The organism is Spirosoma gilvum, from assembly GCF_054776815.1.
Genome location: NZ_BAAHBH010000011.1, coordinates 313803 through 331820, shown reverse-complemented (window position 1 = coordinate 331820; position 18018 = coordinate 313803). Strand labels below are relative to the sequence as shown.

The window sequence follows — 18018 nt, the reverse complement described above, 5'->3', positions numbered from 1 at the left end:
TAAAGGTTTTAGCAGGTAAAGTACCTTTGGCCAGCAGTTCTCGCAAATAAGTCTGATGGTCCTCTGACAAAGTGAGATGTTGCTTTTTCATAAAGCTAATATACAAACTAACTTAGTTTACAGTGTACTTAGTTCGCATTCCCTTTGACACCATAACTCAGCGCAACTACTAACAACAGCATCGCTAAAAAGCCTAACGCAGTGGATAAGGAGAACTGTTGGGCGATAAAACCCAGCAAAGCTGGGCCAGCCAGCAGCCCGGTGTAACCAATCGTTGTAATGGCTGATAAACTGACAGTTGGAGCAACACCGGGTAATCGTCCAGCCGCACTAAAAAAAATGGGCACCACGTTGGCCACTCCTAAGCCTAGCAGTACAAAGCCTCCTAATGTTCCCAGTACCCAGGGACTTGATATAGCAATGATCAAACCCAGCGCCCCCAGCACACTTCCCGCTACGACAACCGTTTTGCCGTTCAGACGTGCCACTAGCTTATCACCCACTAACCGCATGATCGCCATGGCAACAGAAAAAGCCGCATAGCCCGCTCCCGCAAATTCCGGCTCGATACCTCTGATATCCCGGAGAAAGATGGCACTCCAGTCGAGGATAGCTCCTTCGGCCAGAAAAACGGCAAAACACATGATACCCAAAAATAAAACACTCCCGTTCAACCAACCGGACCGCTGCTTACCCGCAGTCGGCTTCTCAGTTGCAGTAGAGAAACGATCAATAACCTGTCGCTCTACATTGGCAGGAAATAAGTTTCTGTATTGCGTTAGCATAATGAGGATCATCAGCAGCGCGATACTGACAATGGCATAGACAGGGTTGAGCCCTAGCTTAATCAAAAAGCCCAGGCCCAGGGAGCCCAGTAAGCCACCCACACTAAAAAGGCCATGCAGAGACGACATAATGGGCCGTCCATACAGATTCTGCACTTGTACGCCATGCGTATTCATCGCTACGTCGACGGCTCCAATACCTGAACCGAACACAAACAGCGTGATAGCCATAGCAGCAGTAGAGGACAGGATAAGCAGCAGCGGCAAAGCCAGCGCCATGACACATACAGCAAAAGCCATAATGATACGACTCCCGAAACGACTGACCAGCCAACCCGAGGTAGGCATCATGATCATGGCTCCAGCCCCCAACAGGAGTAGTAATAAGCCCAGGTTGGCGTCGTTCAGGGTCAACCGATCTTTCGCATAGGGAACCATGGGAGCCCAACTGGCCATACCCAGGCCACAGACCAGAAAAATCAACTGGGTGGCTATGCGGGCCTTAAATACCTGTCGGGATGGTATGGCTACCTCCATGATGTAAATTGATTAAATGCGACTGCAACCAGCTAAAGGCTCAATCAACTACCGAAAACCTGATGACTATCGACTAAAAACCGTCGGCTAGTATTTCACATCTTTCAGCATCAATTGCAACGACACATTGCCATTATAGACGTTGTGCTCTACCTGATAGCAAATCGAGAAGGGCTTTCCAGGCTGAAGATGCGCGGCAACACGGGCCAGTCCGAAGCCAACAGCAGTTAATGTATGTCCCGAACGTCCCTGGCGAACAGTTATTTTCAGGTGTTTGTCTTTCATGATGTATGGCTCACCTGCTAAATAAACATCCTCGGTCATAAAGATCGGTTGCATATTGTGTGGACCAAAGGGGCCCATTTGCTTCACGATTCGGACGAGTTTATCGGAAATTTCACTAAAGTCAAGTGGTAGGTCGATATCAATCAGTGGGGTCAGGTGTTCTTCTTTGATCTTGCGGGAGACAACCTCCTCAAACTTCTTCCGAAACGCATCAATATTTCCGACAGGCATGGTCATACCAGCGGCAAACGTATGGCCGCCAAACTGTTCCAGCAGATCGGCACATTCTTCGATGGCTTCATACACATCAAATCCCGGCACCGACCGGGCCGATCCCGCAGCCTTATCGTTCGACTGCGTCAGGATGATGGTAGGTCGGTGAAAATGCTCGATACACCGCGACGCGACGATGCCAATCACTCCTTTGTGCCAGGTAGCATCGTATAAAACGGTTGATTTTGCCTTGATCAGCGTCTCACTCTCGCGAATCATGGCCAGTGCCTGTTCAGTAATACTGGTATCAAACTCCCGTCGGCTGTTGTTGTGTTGGTTGATAGCTAAAGCGAATCCATCCGCTTCGTCTTCCGACTCAGCCAGCAGCAGTTGTACAGCGGCTTTGGCATGCTGAATTCGACCGGCCGCATTGATGCGTGGCCCTATACCAAAAACCAGATTGGTAATATTCAACTCGCCTTTCGTGAAACCTGCCACACTGATCAATGCTTTCAATCCGGTACGCGGTGCCGCATTGAGGTATTTAAGGCCATAATAGGCCATTACCCGGTTCTCGCCCGTCACTGGCACAATATCCGAAGCAATACTTACCGCTACCAGATCGAGGTACGGATATAATACACTGAGTTCAATGCCCGCTTTTACACAGTAAGCCTGCAACAGTTTAAACCCTATGCCACAACCACTTAGCTCTTTGTATGGGTAGCTACAATCGTCGCGCTTCGGGTCCAGAACAGCAACGGCGTTGGGCAATTCGGAACCAGGGCGATGGTGATCACAGATAATAAAGTCGACGCCCAGCGCATTGGCATCGGCTACCCGCTCAATGGATTTGACGCCACAGTCGAGGGCAATAATGAGCGTGAACCCATGTTCAGCGGCCCACTCAACACCCTGTTTCGAAATCCCGTAGCCCTCCTTATAGCGATCCGGAATGTAATAGTCTATCTTTGCGTGGTAGTTTTTCAGAAAGCCATAAACCAGTGCCACCGACGTTGTTCCGTCGACATCGTAATCGCCATAGATCAGGATTTTTTCGCTCCGTTCAGGAAGCATGGCCTTTTGTAACCGCAGGATGGCCCGATCCATATCTTTCATGTCGAATGGATCATGCAGATGCCCTAGTTCAGGCCGAAAAAACTGACGAGACTCATTGAAGCTAGTTACTCCCCGTTGCACCAGCAAAGCCGACAGGGCTGAGCTAATTCCCAGCGACTGCGACAATGCCTCAATAGCCTCCTGCTCTTCTGTCGAATTGGGGTACCGTTTTGCGATCCATCGTTTAGTCGGAAGTGGGGGCTGGGCTATCATATCTGCAAAATAAATCCGTTTTTAGATAAACACCGTACTGTATGTTCTTTTTACTGCCACTAGTTGGCCTGTTTCTAACGAATCCTATTTCGGCCTCATCACTCTCCAAAACCAATTTAACCATTGAGGTTCACAACGTTCAGACACTAAACGGCTCTGTTTTCATTGCTCTTTTTGCGGCTGGAAAAGAATTTCCCAGCGGTAAACCAATCGAGGGAGAAAAAGTGGCGGCTGCCAGTCATAGTGTTCAGGCATCATTCTCCGTCGAACCCGGTGAGTATGCCATCGCAGTTTTTCACGACGAAAACGGAAACGGCCAACTGGACAAACGTATCTTTGGAATTCCTAAAGAGCCCTACGGATTCAGCAATAATTTCCGACCAAAAATGTCGGCTCCAAAATTCACCGACTGTCGGTTTACGGTTGGTACCAGCAGCAAGACGATTCGGATCAAATTGGATTAATAGGTTGGTGAATCTACTGACCATTCCATCAATCAGTGTCTTTATACCCAGTTTCTGGCACTCATCAGGTATAGCTAAACGTGAGTGATTTGGGGATAAAAAAAAGTTGCCCTACCGCAATAGCAGTAGGGCAATCCTGTAAACTAGATAACATAGGGATTAGGATAAACCCTTACCTCATACGGGTTTATCCTGAGATCTTTAGCATTATACCTAATTTAGACAGTAATGCTACCCAATTAGGTGTCAATACGATAATAGTAATGATTGCAGTTGTTGCAGTGATAGGCTTTTAGCGGTAAGAAGCCCAGGCTTTTCTTTATCCAACGGGGACGATTCGTTCTGTCCGGATGAGTATTTTTACAAACAGGACATCGGTTAAGGAAAGCAATCTTACGCCAGAGATAAATCAGAAAGGGGGCAATTAGCCCTAATGTAGCCAGTATTGGCAGACGGATAGACATAATAGTTAAGTACAGGTTGACGACTGAAATTTAAGTACTAATACCTGCCAGGGAAGATTAAAAAATGATTAGTTGATTATTCGGCAAAAAATCACCGCTTATTCTCAACTCCCCAAACGATAAGTTACTTTCTTCATCAGAGAGCAGGCAAGTTCACGCCAGTAACCTAGTAAAAGCTGTAGGCTTACTGTTGGCTAATTTGGTGGAGAATAAAAATATTATTCAATTGTCAGAAATTCTCCTTACATTTGTCCGGCAAATAACACAACCTGCTTATTTGCTCATGAGCTTAGATACGAGTAAGTTTCTTTACGAGGCTCTCACCTACGACGATGTACTGCTCCTGCCCTCCTACTCGGAGGTTCTTCCCCGCGACACCAGCACCGTTACCCAGCTTACCCGCAAGATTCAACTGAACATTCCGCTTATTTCAGCGGCTATGGATACAGTTACCGAATCGGCACTGGCTATTGCCATGGCACAGGAAGGTGGCATCGGAATCATTCACAAAAACATGAGCATCGAAGCTCAGGCCGAACAGGTTCGGAAAGTGAAACGTTCGGAAAGCGGAATGATTATCGACCCGATCACGCTGCCTGAAACGGCAACCCTCGGCGATGCGCATAAGATCATGCGCGAATCCAAAATCGGCGGTATTCCCGTAGTCGACGATACTGGTAAACTGATCGGGATTCTGACTAACCGGGATCTGCGCTTCCAAAATGACCTTACGAAGCCCGTAACCGACATCATGACCCGCGAAAAGCTCGTCACCGCTCGTCAGGGGCTCACGCTCGAAGAGGCCGAGAGTATTCTACAACAGTACCGCATTGAAAAGCTGCCCATCGTTGATGAAAACTATCACCTGGTTGGGCTGATTACGTATAAGGATATTCTGAAGAAAAAGAGCCATCCCAACGCCTGTAAGGATGAACTCGGCCGGTTGCGCGTAGGCGCTGCCGTTGGCGTTACGCACGATTATGTACAACGGATTGAAGCGTTAGTTAAAGCGGGTGTTGATGTCATCAGTGTTGACACGGCCCATGGTCATCATGTGGGCGTTTTGAATGCAGTGCGTGCCATAAAAGAGCGCTTCCCGAACCTTCAAGTCATTGCGGGTAACGTAGCCACAGGCGAAGGAGCCAAAGCCCTCGCTGATGCCGGGGCCGATGCCGTGAAAGTGGGCGTAGGACCTGGCAGCATTTGCACTACCCGTATTATTGCCGGGATCGGTATGCCCCAGTTGACAGCCGTCTACGAATCAGCCAAAGCGTTGCAGGGAACTGGTGTTCCGGTTATTGCCGACGGTGGCATTCGCTTCTCCGGCGATATTACCAAAGCTCTTGCCGGGGGCGCCAGTACGGTTATGATTGGCTCACTACTAGCCGGAACCGAAGAAGCGCCCGGTGAAGTAGTCTTGTATGAAGGCCGTCGTTTCAAAACTTACCGGGGTATGGGTTCTGTGGAAGCCATGGAGGAAGGCTCGAAAGACCGTTACTTCCAGGATGCCGAAGACGACATTAAGAAACTTGTACCGGAAGGTATCGTCGGTCGTGTGCCCTTCAAAGGCAAGGTGGCTGAGATTGTTTACCAAATGGTGGGCGGTCTGAAAGCTGGTATGGGCTACTGCGGAGCCGCTGATATTCCAGCACTTCAGCAGGCCAAATTTGTAAAAATCACCTCGGCTGGTGTTCGCGAAAGTCACCCACACGATATCCAGATTCAGAAAGAAGCTCCGAATTACTCGTCGCGATAAGCTTTGCCTGAGTAATGAATTTAGTGAGGTTTTCAAACAGTGAATAACTCTCTCAGGAGTTATTCACTGTTTGTTTTATAGCCATCTGACTAATTTACTATGTTAACTTTTCCGCTCCCCTGTACACTTACTTTCCCTGTCCCGAAAAACTGCACCCCCTTTGCCAGGCCTGTGTAAGCGTTCGGAATAGTTACTGTGTGCGTATCCATAATTTGAACAGGAAGCGAGCCATCTGGAACACAATTACAATTCCAGGTCGCTGATACATCCCAACTCCCTGTCTGAACCGAGATAAAAGCCGTCAACGGAATAAAGGTGACCGTCACATCCTGACTTTTATCGCTCAGGCATACTTTTGATCCTGTTGTTCGCTCGCAACGGGCATAATATTGGGTGGTAGCTGTAGGCGAAACTGGCATACTGACTAGTCCATCATCTGCAGTCTGATACCATTTCAGTACAGAGCCAGCCCCCGTACATCCAGAAGCCGCAAGAGCGACCGAACCACCCATAGTTATGGTTGTACTGGAAACAGTAGCTACAGGTGCGGCTGTCGTCAGAATAGTAAATGTAGCCGCCGTCCGACAAGCCGCAAAATCAGGTCTTGATACATAAAATGTCGTAGTACCAGGTATAGTTGTGTTCACAATACCAGAACCAGCTACCCCTACCGGATTGAATACGGTGTTTGTTGCCAATGGCAAACCACCTGTAGGGGTAGCATACCAATTGGGGGCACCAGCCGAAAAGACGGGTGAACTCGCCTGTAAGGTAAACGGTCCTGTTACGCCCCCAAAATAGGTTGCAACAACCAATATATATGTTACTCCTTGGGTAAGTGAATGGGTAAACAGCGACAAATAACCTGGCCCACTATCGTCATCGCCATGTAGAAAATTCGTTGCAGGACTGGCTGGATTAAACGACGCTTGATACAATGACAGATAGGTATCATTAGACCCGCCATCACTCAGAGAAGCCGCCGAAATGGCAAAGGTTTGTGTACCGCTTGACGGTGCCGTAAATGTAAAGGATTGATAATAAACCGTAGAACCAGCCGAATAATAGGTTGCATCATTTCCTGAAGCCCTTATATAGGTAGGCGAACTGGTCGTTAAAGCACCATCAATGACATTCGACAATACAATAGGGGCCATAAGTCCTTCGCCAGCCGGCACGGTTGTATTCTGGCAAATGGAATAAGCCCCAACCGTTGGCGTAATGGTTGGGTTAACTGTCACGGTAACAGACTGATTCAACGAAGGTAACCCACACCCGCCGGGGCTTATCGAAAACACATACTGGACTGTAACAGGCTGATTCGTAGTATTTGTTAATGTTTCATTGATCGTCGATGAAGTAGCCGTTGAACTCGCATTACTAATACCAGCGACAACAGCCCGGCTCCAGCTAAAACTTACTCCGGCTGTACTAGATGTAGCGGTATAAGTCAATGAGGCTCCCGAACAAACTGTTAAAGCGGTAGCAGAACTTAGCGTGTTACCGCCAATGGGCGTAAAGTCTTCAGTTACGATCTGGTCATTTGAGGATGATCCGGTTGAAGCATTAGCGCCCAACCCACGCCGGGCAAAGGCTCTTCCGATAGCACACCGGTACCGACCACCAAACAAAAGCTGGTCGGCCTGTAGAATAGCATCCCGCGACTGCACAAAACTAGGGCTACAAGGCTGCAAACGCAGCCCTTCATTTACGAGCTTTAAAGCGGCCACATTGCCCCGCATGGCCGTTACGCTGGATGGGGTCGTGTAGACGCTGGAAACAATCTGATTATCCTGTAAAATAATCTCCCACGTCATGTCCCAAAGCATAGTTGCCCAGATAGACCCAATCCCATGTGGAACGGCAAAGCTACCTACTTTGGCATAGGTTACCGCCCCATTCACGTTGGTCATATCATACGAATAGGGATAGGGCCGAATGCCAGCTCCTGTTGTTGATTGTCCTAACGCATAAGTACCGATACCCCGCGAAATATTGGCACTGGCTACGGTTGGGGTCAATGCGGCCCAGTTTGTCGTTAGCATCAAGGCCAAATAATCGCTCCAGCCTTCCCCCCCCTGCTCTGCATTCTGTAGACACGATGAATTAGCAGGTCCCCCTGTTAAGCGAGTAGACCACCCATGCCCATATTCGTGCGAAATGATGCCATTATCAAAATCGCCATCCGGCTGATACGTACTTACTCCATTCCAGAGGTACATCTGCATACGCCCGTTGTAGCCATCAACGGGCGTGTAGAAATTAGCGTTATTGGTTCCCCCACCATCCTGTGCATCGGCAAACACATAGTCGTTTCCCGAGCCTCCTCGCCCAAGGTTATTATTCTGAAAATTGCCGCTAGGCTCATCGAAGCCAAACTTCCACAGTACATCGTGAATCAGGTTGTTCCAGTAGAACAGGTTGGTAATGGCCGCATTCTGATTACCAGAAGCCGTATTTAGCCCAAACGTATAAGGATACGTAAAATCAAGCGTAGCCGATGAAGGGCTAAGCCCTATACCATCATTATTATCTGCATCTTCCTGTGCCCAAACATTGTTCCCCCGTGTTGTTGAATAATCAATGCTGCCATCGTTATGCCAGCCATTCGTAACGCCCGGCCCTGTTCCGCTTGGCACAAAACGAGTGTAGGGATTGACCGATTCGGTACGAGAACCATGATTAGGGCTTTCCAAAGGATAATCGAAAACCGTATAGCCGTTAGGAGTAAAGTTTTTTCCCGCTTTGTCTAAGAAAGCCTGGGAACCTTTATCATGAGCTCTAATGTGGTGATGAGGTACTCCAAAGTCACAATGGATGATTTCATCTATTTTTTGTAGTATATTCCCAGATTGAGCATCTACATGAATACTCCACCCATTACTACCATCTTTGGTCAAAAAGCGAACATTCCAGGCCAGGGTTAACTTCTCGACTACTTTCTGCTCTTTCCGATCTGTCTCAATAGGCAGCCAATATAACTTTACATCAATCTTTTGGTCTGACAGAGCCGGAATTGAATATATACTTCTGGTAACGGTACCATCTGCCAACTGAGTAACTTTAGGCAGTTCAACCTGTGTTAAATTGGCTGATGCCAGCCCTACTTCCGCCAAAGCCTTCTGCAAGGCATCTGCTGGTGTAATAGTCCCCTTAAAAGCTCCGACCTTGGGCGTCAAGTCCAGATTTGGAATGAAGTTATGCGTCAGGTAAGAGCCTTTATTGTCGACCAACACGACGTTCAGTAGTCGATTATATACTTCTATAGACTGATATCCCTGATTGAAATACACATGATACCAACCCGTTGTAGGGGAGCGGTATGCACTTGATATAAGTAGTCCATTAATGTCGGTAGCCGTTAATTTCTGCTTGTCGGCATTCTCTACAATGTAGCTTCGGGCGTTTTCGATTTCGATTTGAGCATAGGATTGATAATAGACGAGCAGAAACAGAATTACCCAATATCTCCCTACACCTGTTAAATGAATCGAACGGTGAATAATATGTGATAGTATTGTCCAGAGGGCCATAACTCAATAGTTGAAACCCAAAAGTAAATTTTTATATCAACATTATCTACAATGTTATGTATGAAGTAGTTTTAGCTTAGTATCCCTGCAGAGAGTAAGATGACTGCTACCTGCTAATCGTTATAAACGGGTTACGAATCGGTATTTAGCCTAACTCGCATCCAGCCGTGTTTTACCTAGTTGACCGCTCACGAATACCAGCCTTTAAAGATAGTGCACTGCACTAATTGTGCCATGTGTGGTCAAATTGACCTCCCGGATCCCTACCCGATAGTTGTCGACCGCGAAACCCGGTGTGTTCTGCTTCATTTGATAAAACGTAGAAGGAGAAAGCAAAACCAGCAGATTGCCCCGCTGAACTACTTTTTCGACATGATAGTGGCCGCAAACTACCGTTACATGGCAGGGAAGTCGATGGACCAGTTCCAGAAACTCTTCACTTTGCCGGAATGGGTACTTGGCATCCATAAATTCGACATCGGCAGGTAGCGGAGGATGATGCATCATGATCACGACATTGTTATCGCGCAGGGCCGTCAGATAGTCGGTTAGCCAGGTCCACTGAGCGTCGGAAAATACTCCCTTCGACGAATCCAGAAATAACACTGGGCGCCCTTCCAGTGGCAGGGCGTAATAGAGTTCGTTATCGTGCAAATCGTGCCTTTTATGAAACACATCAGCAATCAGTGTCGCATCGTCGTGGTTACCCGGAATGATGTAATAGGGTATAACGAGTTTTCCCAGTTGCTTTTCAAACCATGCATAAATAGCCGGATCTCCTCCCTTGTTGCAGATATCACCACCAATAACTACACAATTTGGTTTCAATTCGTCTAAAAAAGCCAGTGCATTCAAAAAATTCTGTCGAACATCAACGCCCTGGGGATTTTCGCCCTCGACATCAAGATGCATATCAGTAATAAACGCAATTCGCATAAGCAGTGTGTGATCTGTATTCTGGCCTGTATGGAGTGGCAATGTACATTTTATCTCCAACATCCTGAATCATCCACGTACTTTTGCTTCATTCCAGTACACATCCATTTCGGCCAGAGTCATTTCATTCAATTTTTTACCATTGGCCCGAGCCTGCTCTTCGAGGTATTGAAAACGTTTTATAAATTTTTTGTTCGTGCGTTCCAGCGCCGTTTCGGGATTGATGTCGATAAACCGGGCATAATTGACCAGTGAAAACAGCAAATCGCCAAACTCCCCTTCGGCTCGCTTCGGATCGATTGCTTCATTGGATTCGGCATTGAATTCAGCCTTAAACTCCTGCATTTCCTCTTCTACCTTCTCCCAAACCTGCTGTTTTTCCTCCCAATCGAACCCTGCTCCACGTGCCTTTTCCTGAATTCGCATGGCTTTCACCAGCGCGGGCAACGAGCCCGGTACGCCACCCAGCACCGACTTATTACCTTCCTTTAACTTGAGCTGCTCCCAGTTGACTTTTACCTGCTCTTCTGTTTCGGCAACTACATTTCCATAAATGTGCGGGTGTCGGCTGATGAGTTTATCGCAAACGCTATGGAGCACATCAGCCATATCGAAAGCGCCCGTTTCCGATGCTATTTTGGCATAGAAAACCAGGTGTAACTGAATATCACCCAGCTCTTTACGAATCTCGGGGAGATCGTTTTCCAGAATGGAGTCGGAAAGTTCATAGGTTTCTTCGATGGTCAGATGGCGCAGGCTATCCATCGTTTGTTTGCGATCCCAGGGACACTGCTCACGCAACTCATCCATGATTGTCAGCAATCGGTCGAATGCCATCAGTTGTTCCTGACGGCGAGGGGGCAATTGATCAAAAGTCATTTGGTAAAATTAAGGGAAAAGGCGGAGAAGGGAAAAGGGAGAAAGGAAAGAAAGGATATAGAGTCTAAGCTAAGCCTAATCCTTCCCGCTTACTATTTTTTTCATCAATCACTTGACTGGCATTCAAACAAATCCTTTACTTTGCAAAACAAAGTACTTTTAAAATATGCAAACACTGTATTCTTCCTCTTATGGTTCTGGCCTGTGGGAACATCGGAATGCCCAGTCGGGTAAAGGTCTACGGATTTTGACCCTGCTAACGGCGGCTGGACTTAGTTTAGTTGTTGCGCGGGGAATCCTGACCGGAAACTGGTGGTTCTTCATCGCATTGACCTGGAATCTGGCCCTGGCCTGGTTTCCGCTTGGTACTGTTCTTACCCTTCGTGATCTTCGAACGGCTGGCTTTCGAAGTCGGTGGCTGCTGGCTGGTGGTTTGACGCTCTGGCTTGCTTTTCTACCCAACGCCCCTTACATAATCACCGATCTATTCCATATAAAAGGTATCGACTATCCGCTGCTCTGGTTCGATACGATGGCGCTTTTTGTATTTGCGCTTACAGGCTTGCTTACAGGGCTCTATTCTATCCTCATCGTTCATCGAATGCTCCGGCCACTGACTGGCCACTGGCTCACCTGGGCGTTTATTTTGGCCAGTCAGTTATTATCGGGATTTGGGATTTACCTGGGCCGGTTTGGTCGCTGGAATAGTTGGGATATTCTCGCACGCCCTTCCTCCCTGACTAAGGCCATCGCTCGTGCTTATCAGGACCATTTAAGTGTAAAGCTCACCCTATCGTACGGATTCGTACTGGTGATTTTCTACATCGCTTTCTACTGGTATGCCGAACATGACGACAATCGGTAAATACTGCAATCCTAACCATTCCTCCATAAAACAGGCCGTATGGTCCGTTCTGATAACAGCTTTGACTATTGCCTGTCAACCATCAGCCGATCAAGAAATTGGCTTGGGAGAGCCCATCAGGCACGATGACTTTTTTTATGCGATAAACCATGTGTTAGTGCAGGACCGTATTGGCTCGGCTAGACCCAATGGACGTTTTTGGATTGTTACAATTGAAGTTAACAATCAGGCAAAACGGGTTGAGCATCCATGGACGAACTCGGTGGCTTTTATAACCGACGACCACGGCCATATTTTTGAGAATCAGCCAAAAGCGCAGCAGCAACTAAATAAAGCTCATCCGTTTGGCTGGCAGCAGGAATATATAACTCGAGCCGGACACATTGATACGACTCAACTGGTATTCGACTTACCCAAATCGCTTAAAAAGCCTTTTCTGCATTACCGGGGCGAATTATTAATGGGCGATGCATTCGATGGGCGACAGTTCGAACATACCCGAGTGCGGCTTTTTTAATGCTATGTTTGCGGTATGATTGATTTCCGAAAGGTCATCCGCAGTTTTCGATTTGCCGGGCAGGGCATTCTGGATTTGTTCCGTTTCGAGAACAATGCCAAAGTACACCTACTGATCGCCGGATTGGTTTTGGCAGTCGGTTTTTGGGTTCACCTGACCAGCACAGAATGGGCCATTATCCTGACCCAGGTTGGACTGGTATGGGCGGCAGAAGCCTTCAATACGGCCATTGAAAAACTGTGCGATTTTGTTTCACCGGGTATTCATCCGCAAATAAAAGCGATCAAAGACCTCTCTTCGGGGGCGGTTCTGATCCTGGCCATCACTGCCGTGCTTGTCGGTATTGTTATTTTTGGCAGCCACCTGCTCGATAGTGTATTCAATCTTTCGATTGGGCCTAAAATCTGGTTTTCTACCCCATTCGATCCAACGTTGACACGATTCTGAACGAAACTTCTATCTTTAACCACCCTTATTCTCATTACCTAACCTTAGGTTTTTGACTCATACGTAATCATGCACGAATCCCGCGAACATCTACAAACCCTGTCGGAGATCCGCATACTCATGGAGCGGTCTTCCAAATTCCTGTCTCTGAGTGGTTTATCGGGCGTATCGGCCGGGGTGATTGCGCTCATAGGAGCTGCTACTGTATATATGCGATTGAGCACGGGTCTGTTTACACCGATGGGCTCTTACGATTCGCTACCGAGCAATCCTGTTAACCAACATGATGTGAGGCAGTTTCTGGTGAGAGTGGCCATTGGCGTGCTGGTTCTGGCACTGGCATCCGGCACTTACTTTACGGTTCGCAAAGCTCGTCGTCAGGGATTAACCGTCTGGAACCAACCCTCGAAACGTTTGGTGTGGGCTATGGTAGTCCCTTTGGCCACTGGTGGGGTATTTTGTCTGGCGCTACTGTATTATAACCTGATTTGGCTATCTTTTCCGGCAACACTGATTTTTTACGGGCTGGCCCTGCTCAATGGGAGCAAATACACCCTGCGTGATGTTGAATCATTAGCTTATTGTGAAATAGTTCTCGGCTTGCTGTCCCTATTCTGGCCAGGGTATAATCTGCTAACCTGGTCTATTGGATTCGGCCTGTTGCATATTGCCTATGGCCTGGCCATGTATTATAAATACGAACGTACACCTCATGAAGAACGACCTGCTGGCTCAGTTTAATAAAGCCTTTGAAAGCAAAGCGCGGCTGAGCATTATGTCGGTCCTGATGGTCAATGACTCCCTGAGTTTCAACGCGCTGAAAGAACTGCTCAGTTTAACCGATGGTAACCTTGCCACGCACCTGCGTGCGCTGGAAGAAGCGGGCTATATCGCGGTACAGAAGCAGTTTGTGGGGCGCAAACCCAATACCACCTATTCGGCTACTCAAGTCGGGCAACACGCATTTACCGATCACCTGAACGCCCTGGAAGCTTTTATCAAGAATATGTAATGCGGTAGTTGCGGCTTGTCAATACTTGCTTCAGCACACTGTAAGGGGTTATAGACTCCCTCTTCAAACTTAGTTTTCAATATCCTTTACTGGTTCCAATGATCATGTCTTATCAGTTGTTTTCTTCACTTTGAAAAACAAAGTACTTTTATGAACATAAAATCACTACGTACCTCTCTCACGTCACGTATCCGTGAATCAGAAAATCAATCCGAAATCACTGGCTATGATTTTCCCATTTCTGCCCGGTCACGCTTTCTGGAGCCGTTTCAAGACCCATTTTTCGGAATTGGTTTAGGGTTTCTGGCCGCTTCGGGCAGTGCCTTTCTACTATATGAACTGCTGAGCGATCCGCGCCAGAACGACAACTACAACGGCGCAATGATCCTGCTTCATTACAGCTTAACAGTCATCTTTTCAGTTATTTTATGGACACACGGTTATTTCAAACCCCGTACGGATCACTACGCAAAGAGCCGACCAACGCGATGGCTGGGACTACTACTATGGCTGATTAGTGCCTATGCCCTAAATCGAGAAATACCCGTTTTTCAGCAATCAACCGCCTGGTTATGTTGGGTGTTGGTCATAACCGGAGCGGCTATGTTGCTGTTTGCCTGGAAAGACTCGCTGCCGGTACGGGCACAGCAAGCGCTCTATGCCATACTGGCTATTGGCTGGTGGCTGTTTGTGTACATGGCCTTCTACATGGTTTTGCTTTATCACATCAGTATTCCGATGCTGATCGGTTTAGGCTTATCGTTTCATTCGTATGTACCGCTCCTGTTTGCCATTGCCCTGGGCAAACGACTCTGGTTCGACGGTCAACAGGACGAGCACTTACGGCTGGGAATCGGTTTTGGGCTGATGATTCCTGTCATTACGGTTGGCCTTTTCGTGAGTAGCTGGATTCATGATCTAAACCGTATTGAGCAAACGCAGTTGGAAGCCACCGTCCGTAAAACGAGCGACTTACCCGATTGGGTTCTCGTTGCCCAACGACTGAAACCGGGCTGGGTTACGAACCGGGTGCTGGTGAATAATCGGGTGTACGATCGGATGTTTGTAGGTACTGGCAATGGTGTAGGATTTGGCGGCTTCACTAAACTGGATGAGGTTCGCGAACACGACCCGCTGGTTGCTATTGCCTCTCAACTGTTCCCTGCCGATGTGCTGGACAATGCCAATCAACTGGCTTTACTGAAAGTCGTATCGGCGAATCGGCATGGAGCCGAAGAAAAACTCTGGACGGGCCACCACCTGACCACCGAAGATGTGGTTTCACAAGTACGAATCTGGCCACAATTCCGAATCAGCTATACCGAACAAACCTTTCGTATTCGGAACCATGCCCGCAGCACCACCGAAGAAGCACTCTTCACCTTCCATTTGCCCGCTGGTTCGGTGGTTTCTTCCATGTCGCTTTGGGTGAATGGCCGTGAAGAACCGGCCCGGCTAACTACTGTAGCCAAAGCCGACACAGCCTACCGAACCATTGTAGGTGTCGATTCCAGAAGGGTAGCGCGAGATCCCTCGGTGGTCCACTGGCAGGAAGGTAACCGCGTAACGGTTCGGGTGTTTCCATGCCGGGCAGGCGAGGATCGACGCGTGAAAATCGGGATTACCTCCCCATTAAGGCAGTCAGGAAATCAGCTCATGTATCAGGCTCCAACGGCAGAAGGTCCTGACGCCAGCTCAGCCAGCGAGCTGATTCATATCGATTTTGCGTCGGCCCCAATTGACCTGCAGACGCCCTGGCTTTTGAACCTTCTGCAAGCAAATACGCTTACGCATCAGGGCAATTATAATCCAGGTTGGGCATTACGGTTCCAGGCACCAGCATTATCCCCCGAAGCCTTCGTCCTGAATGATAAGGGGTATCAGGTAACGGCTCACCAGCAAACTACTGAGTCATTTACCCCAACCGATGTTTTTCTGGACGTCAATGAAAACTGGGAGAAAGACGAATTTACCACTGCCTATTGGACGGCCGCAAAACAGCGTAACTGCCGGGTTTGGGTATTTGATGATGGGCTAAAACAACTCACTGCATCAAATCTGGACGATACCTACGACCGGCTTCATCAACAATCGTTCAGCTTGTTTCCGATCTATCGAATAAGCAACCCGGCAACGGCCCTGCTTATTACAAAAAGCGCTTCGACTGGTCCGGTCCTGAGTGACTTACAAAACAGCCAATTTGCCGATCGGTTTGGCGAACTGGCCAATCCACAAGCCCCTCTTCGAACTTTCTGTTTGGCTTCACAGAATCGGGAAAGTAGCTTATCTCCTTTTTTGAAAACGCTGGCCGAACTTGGTGTACTCAACGTACTGGATGGTACTACCGACGACCTTGCAACGTTTTATACCAGCCACCAGTTTCCCCGTTTTGCCACTGATTCAGCACGTATTAGCTTACCCGAAGCGGGTATCGATATTCAAGCGGTTTCATCGTCCGTAGCGAAAGCATCGACGGCTCCTGATCATCTGGCCCGACTCTTTGGCTATAATCAGTTAGTAAGACACATTGGCCGGAAATATTTCGTCAAAAACTATCAGACAGATAGCTTACTTCAGGAAGCCCAACAGGCACACATCGTTTCGCCTTTATCCAGTCTGGTCGTCCTAGAAACCACTGCCGATTATGACCGATTCGGCATTAAAAAGGACAAATCCGGCCTTGATAATGCCACATTGAAGGAAGATGGCGCCGTACCGGAACCGCATGAATGGGCTTTGTTTGGACTACTGGCTTTATCGATCGGGTGGTTAATCTGGCGCAAGCACTATGCACTCCATTGATCTGATTACCTGGCTGGCAATGGGCCTGCTGGTATACGCCTGGTGGCCGGGAACATTCGGGCGGGAACGCTGGACCGGCCGATTGGTCACCTTATGCCTGTTGTCGCCAGGTTTACGGTATCTGTCGGCCCTGTTCTCCTTCCCTATCCGCCTGAAAATTAGTAGCTGGGCCGGTTATTTATTGAACTCGGTAGGTTTGAATGTTCAAGTTGAAGGGAATGTACTACTACGTATCATACCGGGTACAGAGCCACTGAATATGGCTGTGGACCCGGCCTGTATGGGGTTACAACTGACCGGAGTATCGCTACTAGTGAGTCTGTTCAGCCTTATCTGGCACGAGCGTATCCATCAAAAGCGAATCGCTTTAGCATGGCTTATCAGCTACGAGATGGTGGCCTTTGGCTTAACCGTACTCTGCAATCTGTTTCGGATTGTTTTACTGGTAGCTTTTGGTGCTATGCCAGGCACCCTGGCGCACGAAGGCATCGGGTTAGTGTGTGTAGGCGTTTATGCCTGGGCACCTACCTGGTGGCTGGCCAGTCTGCTAGTGGATCGACTGGGGAAAACTGATCAAGTCCGCATGTCCAGCCGGGTATCAAATAGTCTGCTAAAATCGGCGGGTTGGGGCTTTGGCTTACTGGCTATTGGCTTGGGTATCCGGGCCCTGGCCGCTGGACAAACTAACTCAGCTACTGACCTTTGCCGCTCTTTTCAACGCTCCGACACAAGCTGGCATCGCTATACAGCCGATTGTCGTTGTAAAACCGTAACGAATGGTTTTGTCCAGTTAGCCAAACCGGGTTTGCTCATCTATCTGAAACCTCAGCCCGACTGGATCAGTGCCGATCATAGCCCTATGGTCTGCTGGCTGGGCAGCGGTTACGAACTACAATACGTGCGGGAAATCATGCTCGACGGGCATCCGGCTTACTCTGGCGAACTACGCAAACACGGCCATAAACTGCATACAATCTGGTGGTACAGCAATGGATCGATCGATACCATTAGCCAATTGATCATGCGAACGGCTATGGTCAGAGGGGCAACTGGATTTGTATTGGTAAACATCACCTCCGAAAAGCCTGTAAGTTCGTTGTAGCCTTGCATTGCTCTATTGGCTCATTTTCAATATTTAGTGGCAAAACACATTAAAACTTCACAGTATGATTGTATCAGGTTTTCAAATTG

At 48.2% G+C, this 18018-nt stretch carries 14 protein-coding genes; 9 read left to right on the top strand and 5 right to left on the bottom strand.

Going from position 1 to position 18018, the window contains the following annotated elements:
• Positions 1-128: 128 nt before the first annotated feature.
• Together ACYVFD_RS27190 and recJ are read right to left on the bottom strand one after the other, a co-directional pair.
• Positions 129-1322, bottom strand: coding sequence for an MFS transporter (locus ACYVFD_RS27190; RefSeq protein WP_461093671.1), 1194 nt, complete (start codon positions 1320-1322; stop codon positions 129-131).
• An 87-nt stretch (positions 1323-1409) separates the two neighbouring features.
• Positions 1410-3152: a single-stranded-DNA-specific exonuclease RecJ gene (gene recJ / locus ACYVFD_RS27185; protein WP_461093670.1), complete on the bottom strand. Its 1743-nt coding sequence runs from the start codon at positions 3150-3152 to the stop codon at positions 1410-1412.
• Between the two features lie 41 nt (positions 3153-3193).
• Here recJ and ACYVFD_RS27180 point away from each other — a divergent pair, with 41 nt between their 5' ends.
• Positions 3194-3616 carry a DUF2141 domain-containing protein gene (locus ACYVFD_RS27180; RefSeq protein WP_461093669.1) on the top strand — a complete coding sequence of 141 codons (423 nt, stop codon included), beginning with the start codon at positions 3194-3196 and terminating at the stop codon, positions 3614-3616.
• A 747-nt stretch (positions 3617-4363) separates the two neighbouring features.
• Positions 4364-5836 (top strand): IMP dehydrogenase, encoded by a 1473-nt coding sequence (guaB, locus tag ACYVFD_RS27175; RefSeq protein WP_461093668.1) that lies wholly within the window; start codon positions 4364-4366, stop codon positions 5834-5836.
• Between the two features lie 89 nt (positions 5837-5925).
• On the opposite strand, the gene ACYVFD_RS27170 is transcribed toward guaB, so the two are convergent.
• The 3 genes from ACYVFD_RS27170 to mazG all read right to left on the bottom strand — a co-directional run bounded on the left by ACYVFD_RS27170 (position 5926) and on the right by mazG (position 11184).
• The gene (locus ACYVFD_RS27170; RefSeq protein ID WP_461093667.1) at positions 5926-9369 is read right to left on the bottom strand and encodes a M36 family metallopeptidase; all 3444 of its coding nucleotides are present in this window, start codon (positions 9367-9369) and stop codon (positions 5926-5928) included.
• A 204-nt stretch (positions 9370-9573) separates the two neighbouring features.
• Entirely contained in the window at positions 9574-10305 is a 732-nt protein-coding gene (locus ACYVFD_RS27165) for a metallophosphoesterase family protein (RefSeq protein ID WP_461093666.1), read from the bottom strand.
• Positions 10306-10374: 69 nt separating this feature from the next.
• Positions 10375-11184, bottom strand: coding sequence for a nucleoside triphosphate pyrophosphohydrolase (gene mazG / locus ACYVFD_RS27160; RefSeq protein ID WP_461093665.1), 810 nt, complete (start codon positions 11182-11184; stop codon positions 10375-10377).
• Between the two features lie 166 nt (positions 11185-11350).
• Here mazG and ACYVFD_RS27155 point away from each other — a divergent pair, with 166 nt between their 5' ends.
• The 7 genes from ACYVFD_RS27155 to xrtN all read left to right on the top strand — a co-directional run bounded on the left by ACYVFD_RS27155 (position 11351) and on the right by xrtN (position 17929).
• Positions 11351-12049, top strand: coding sequence for a DUF1361 domain-containing protein (locus ACYVFD_RS27155; protein ID WP_461093664.1), 699 nt, complete (start codon positions 11351-11353; stop codon positions 12047-12049).
• Positions 12024-12566 (top strand): DUF4352 domain-containing protein, encoded by a 543-nt coding sequence (locus ACYVFD_RS27150; RefSeq protein ID WP_461093678.1) that lies wholly within the window; start codon positions 12024-12026, stop codon positions 12564-12566. Before ACYVFD_RS27155 ends, ACYVFD_RS27150 begins: the two co-directional genes overlap by 26 nt.
• A gap of 15 nt (positions 12567-12581) precedes the next feature.
• A complete protein-coding gene (locus ACYVFD_RS27145) occupies positions 12582-13013 on the top strand; it encodes a diacylglycerol kinase family protein (protein WP_461093663.1) in 432 nt (143 codons plus the stop codon).
• A 69-nt stretch (positions 13014-13082) separates the two neighbouring features.
• A complete protein-coding gene (locus ACYVFD_RS27140) occupies positions 13083-13754 on the top strand; it encodes a hypothetical protein (RefSeq protein WP_461093662.1) in 672 nt (223 codons plus the stop codon).
• Complete coding sequence (locus tag ACYVFD_RS27135; RefSeq protein WP_461093661.1) at positions 13726-14025, top strand: winged helix-turn-helix domain-containing protein; 300 nt, start codon at positions 13726-13728, stop codon at positions 14023-14025. Before ACYVFD_RS27140 ends, ACYVFD_RS27135 begins: the two co-directional genes overlap by 29 nt.
• Positions 14026-14175: 150 nt before the next feature.
• Complete coding sequence (locus ACYVFD_RS27130) at positions 14176-16827, top strand: XrtN system VIT domain-containing protein (protein WP_461093660.1); 2652 nt, start codon at positions 14176-14178, stop codon at positions 16825-16827.
• The gene (gene xrtN, locus ACYVFD_RS27125; RefSeq protein ID WP_461093659.1) at positions 16814-17929 is read left to right on the top strand and encodes an exosortase N; all 1116 of its coding nucleotides are present in this window, start codon (positions 16814-16816) and stop codon (positions 17927-17929) included. Before ACYVFD_RS27130 ends, xrtN begins: the two co-directional genes overlap by 14 nt.
• Positions 17930-18018: the final 89 nt, after the last annotated feature.

Bases quoted from the DNA above. Each gene is read 5' to 3' on its own strand.
- recJ (WP_461093670.1), bottom strand. From the start codon at position 3,152: ATGATAGCCCAGCCCCCACTTCCGACTAAACGATGGATCGCAAAACGG.
- xrtN (WP_461093659.1), top strand. From the start codon at position 16,814: ATGCACTCCATTGATCTGATTACCTGGCTGGCAATGGGCCTGCTGGTA.
- ACYVFD_RS27190 (WP_461093671.1), bottom strand. From the start codon at position 1,322: ATGGAGGTAGCCATACCATCCCGACAGGTATTTAAGGCCCGCATAGCC.
- ACYVFD_RS27135 (WP_461093661.1), top strand. From the start codon at position 13,726: ATGAAGAACGACCTGCTGGCTCAGTTTAATAAAGCCTTTGAAAGCAAA.
- ACYVFD_RS27165 (WP_461093666.1), bottom strand. From the start codon at position 10,305: ATGCGAATTGCGTTTATTACTGATATGCATCTTGATGTCGAGGGCGAA.
- ACYVFD_RS27150 (WP_461093678.1), top strand. From the start codon at position 12,024: ATGCCGAACATGACGACAATCGGTAAATACTGCAATCCTAACCATTCC.
- ACYVFD_RS27180 (WP_461093669.1), top strand. From the start codon at position 3,194: ATGTTCTTTTTACTGCCACTAGTTGGCCTGTTTCTAACGAATCCTATT.
- mazG (WP_461093665.1), bottom strand. From the start codon at position 11,184: ATGACTTTTGATCAATTGCCCCCTCGCCGTCAGGAACAACTGATGGCA.
- ACYVFD_RS27130 (WP_461093660.1), top strand. From the start codon at position 14,176: ATGAACATAAAATCACTACGTACCTCTCTCACGTCACGTATCCGTGAA.
- guaB (WP_461093668.1), top strand. From the start codon at position 4,364: ATGAGCTTAGATACGAGTAAGTTTCTTTACGAGGCTCTCACCTACGAC.
- ACYVFD_RS27140 (WP_461093662.1), top strand. From the start codon at position 13,083: ATGCACGAATCCCGCGAACATCTACAAACCCTGTCGGAGATCCGCATA.
- ACYVFD_RS27155 (WP_461093664.1), top strand. From the start codon at position 11,351: ATGCAAACACTGTATTCTTCCTCTTATGGTTCTGGCCTGTGGGAACAT.
- ACYVFD_RS27170 (WP_461093667.1), bottom strand. From the start codon at position 9,369: ATGGCCCTCTGGACAATACTATCACATATTATTCACCGTTCGATTCAT.
- ACYVFD_RS27145 (WP_461093663.1), top strand. From the start codon at position 12,582: ATGATTGATTTCCGAAAGGTCATCCGCAGTTTTCGATTTGCCGGGCAG.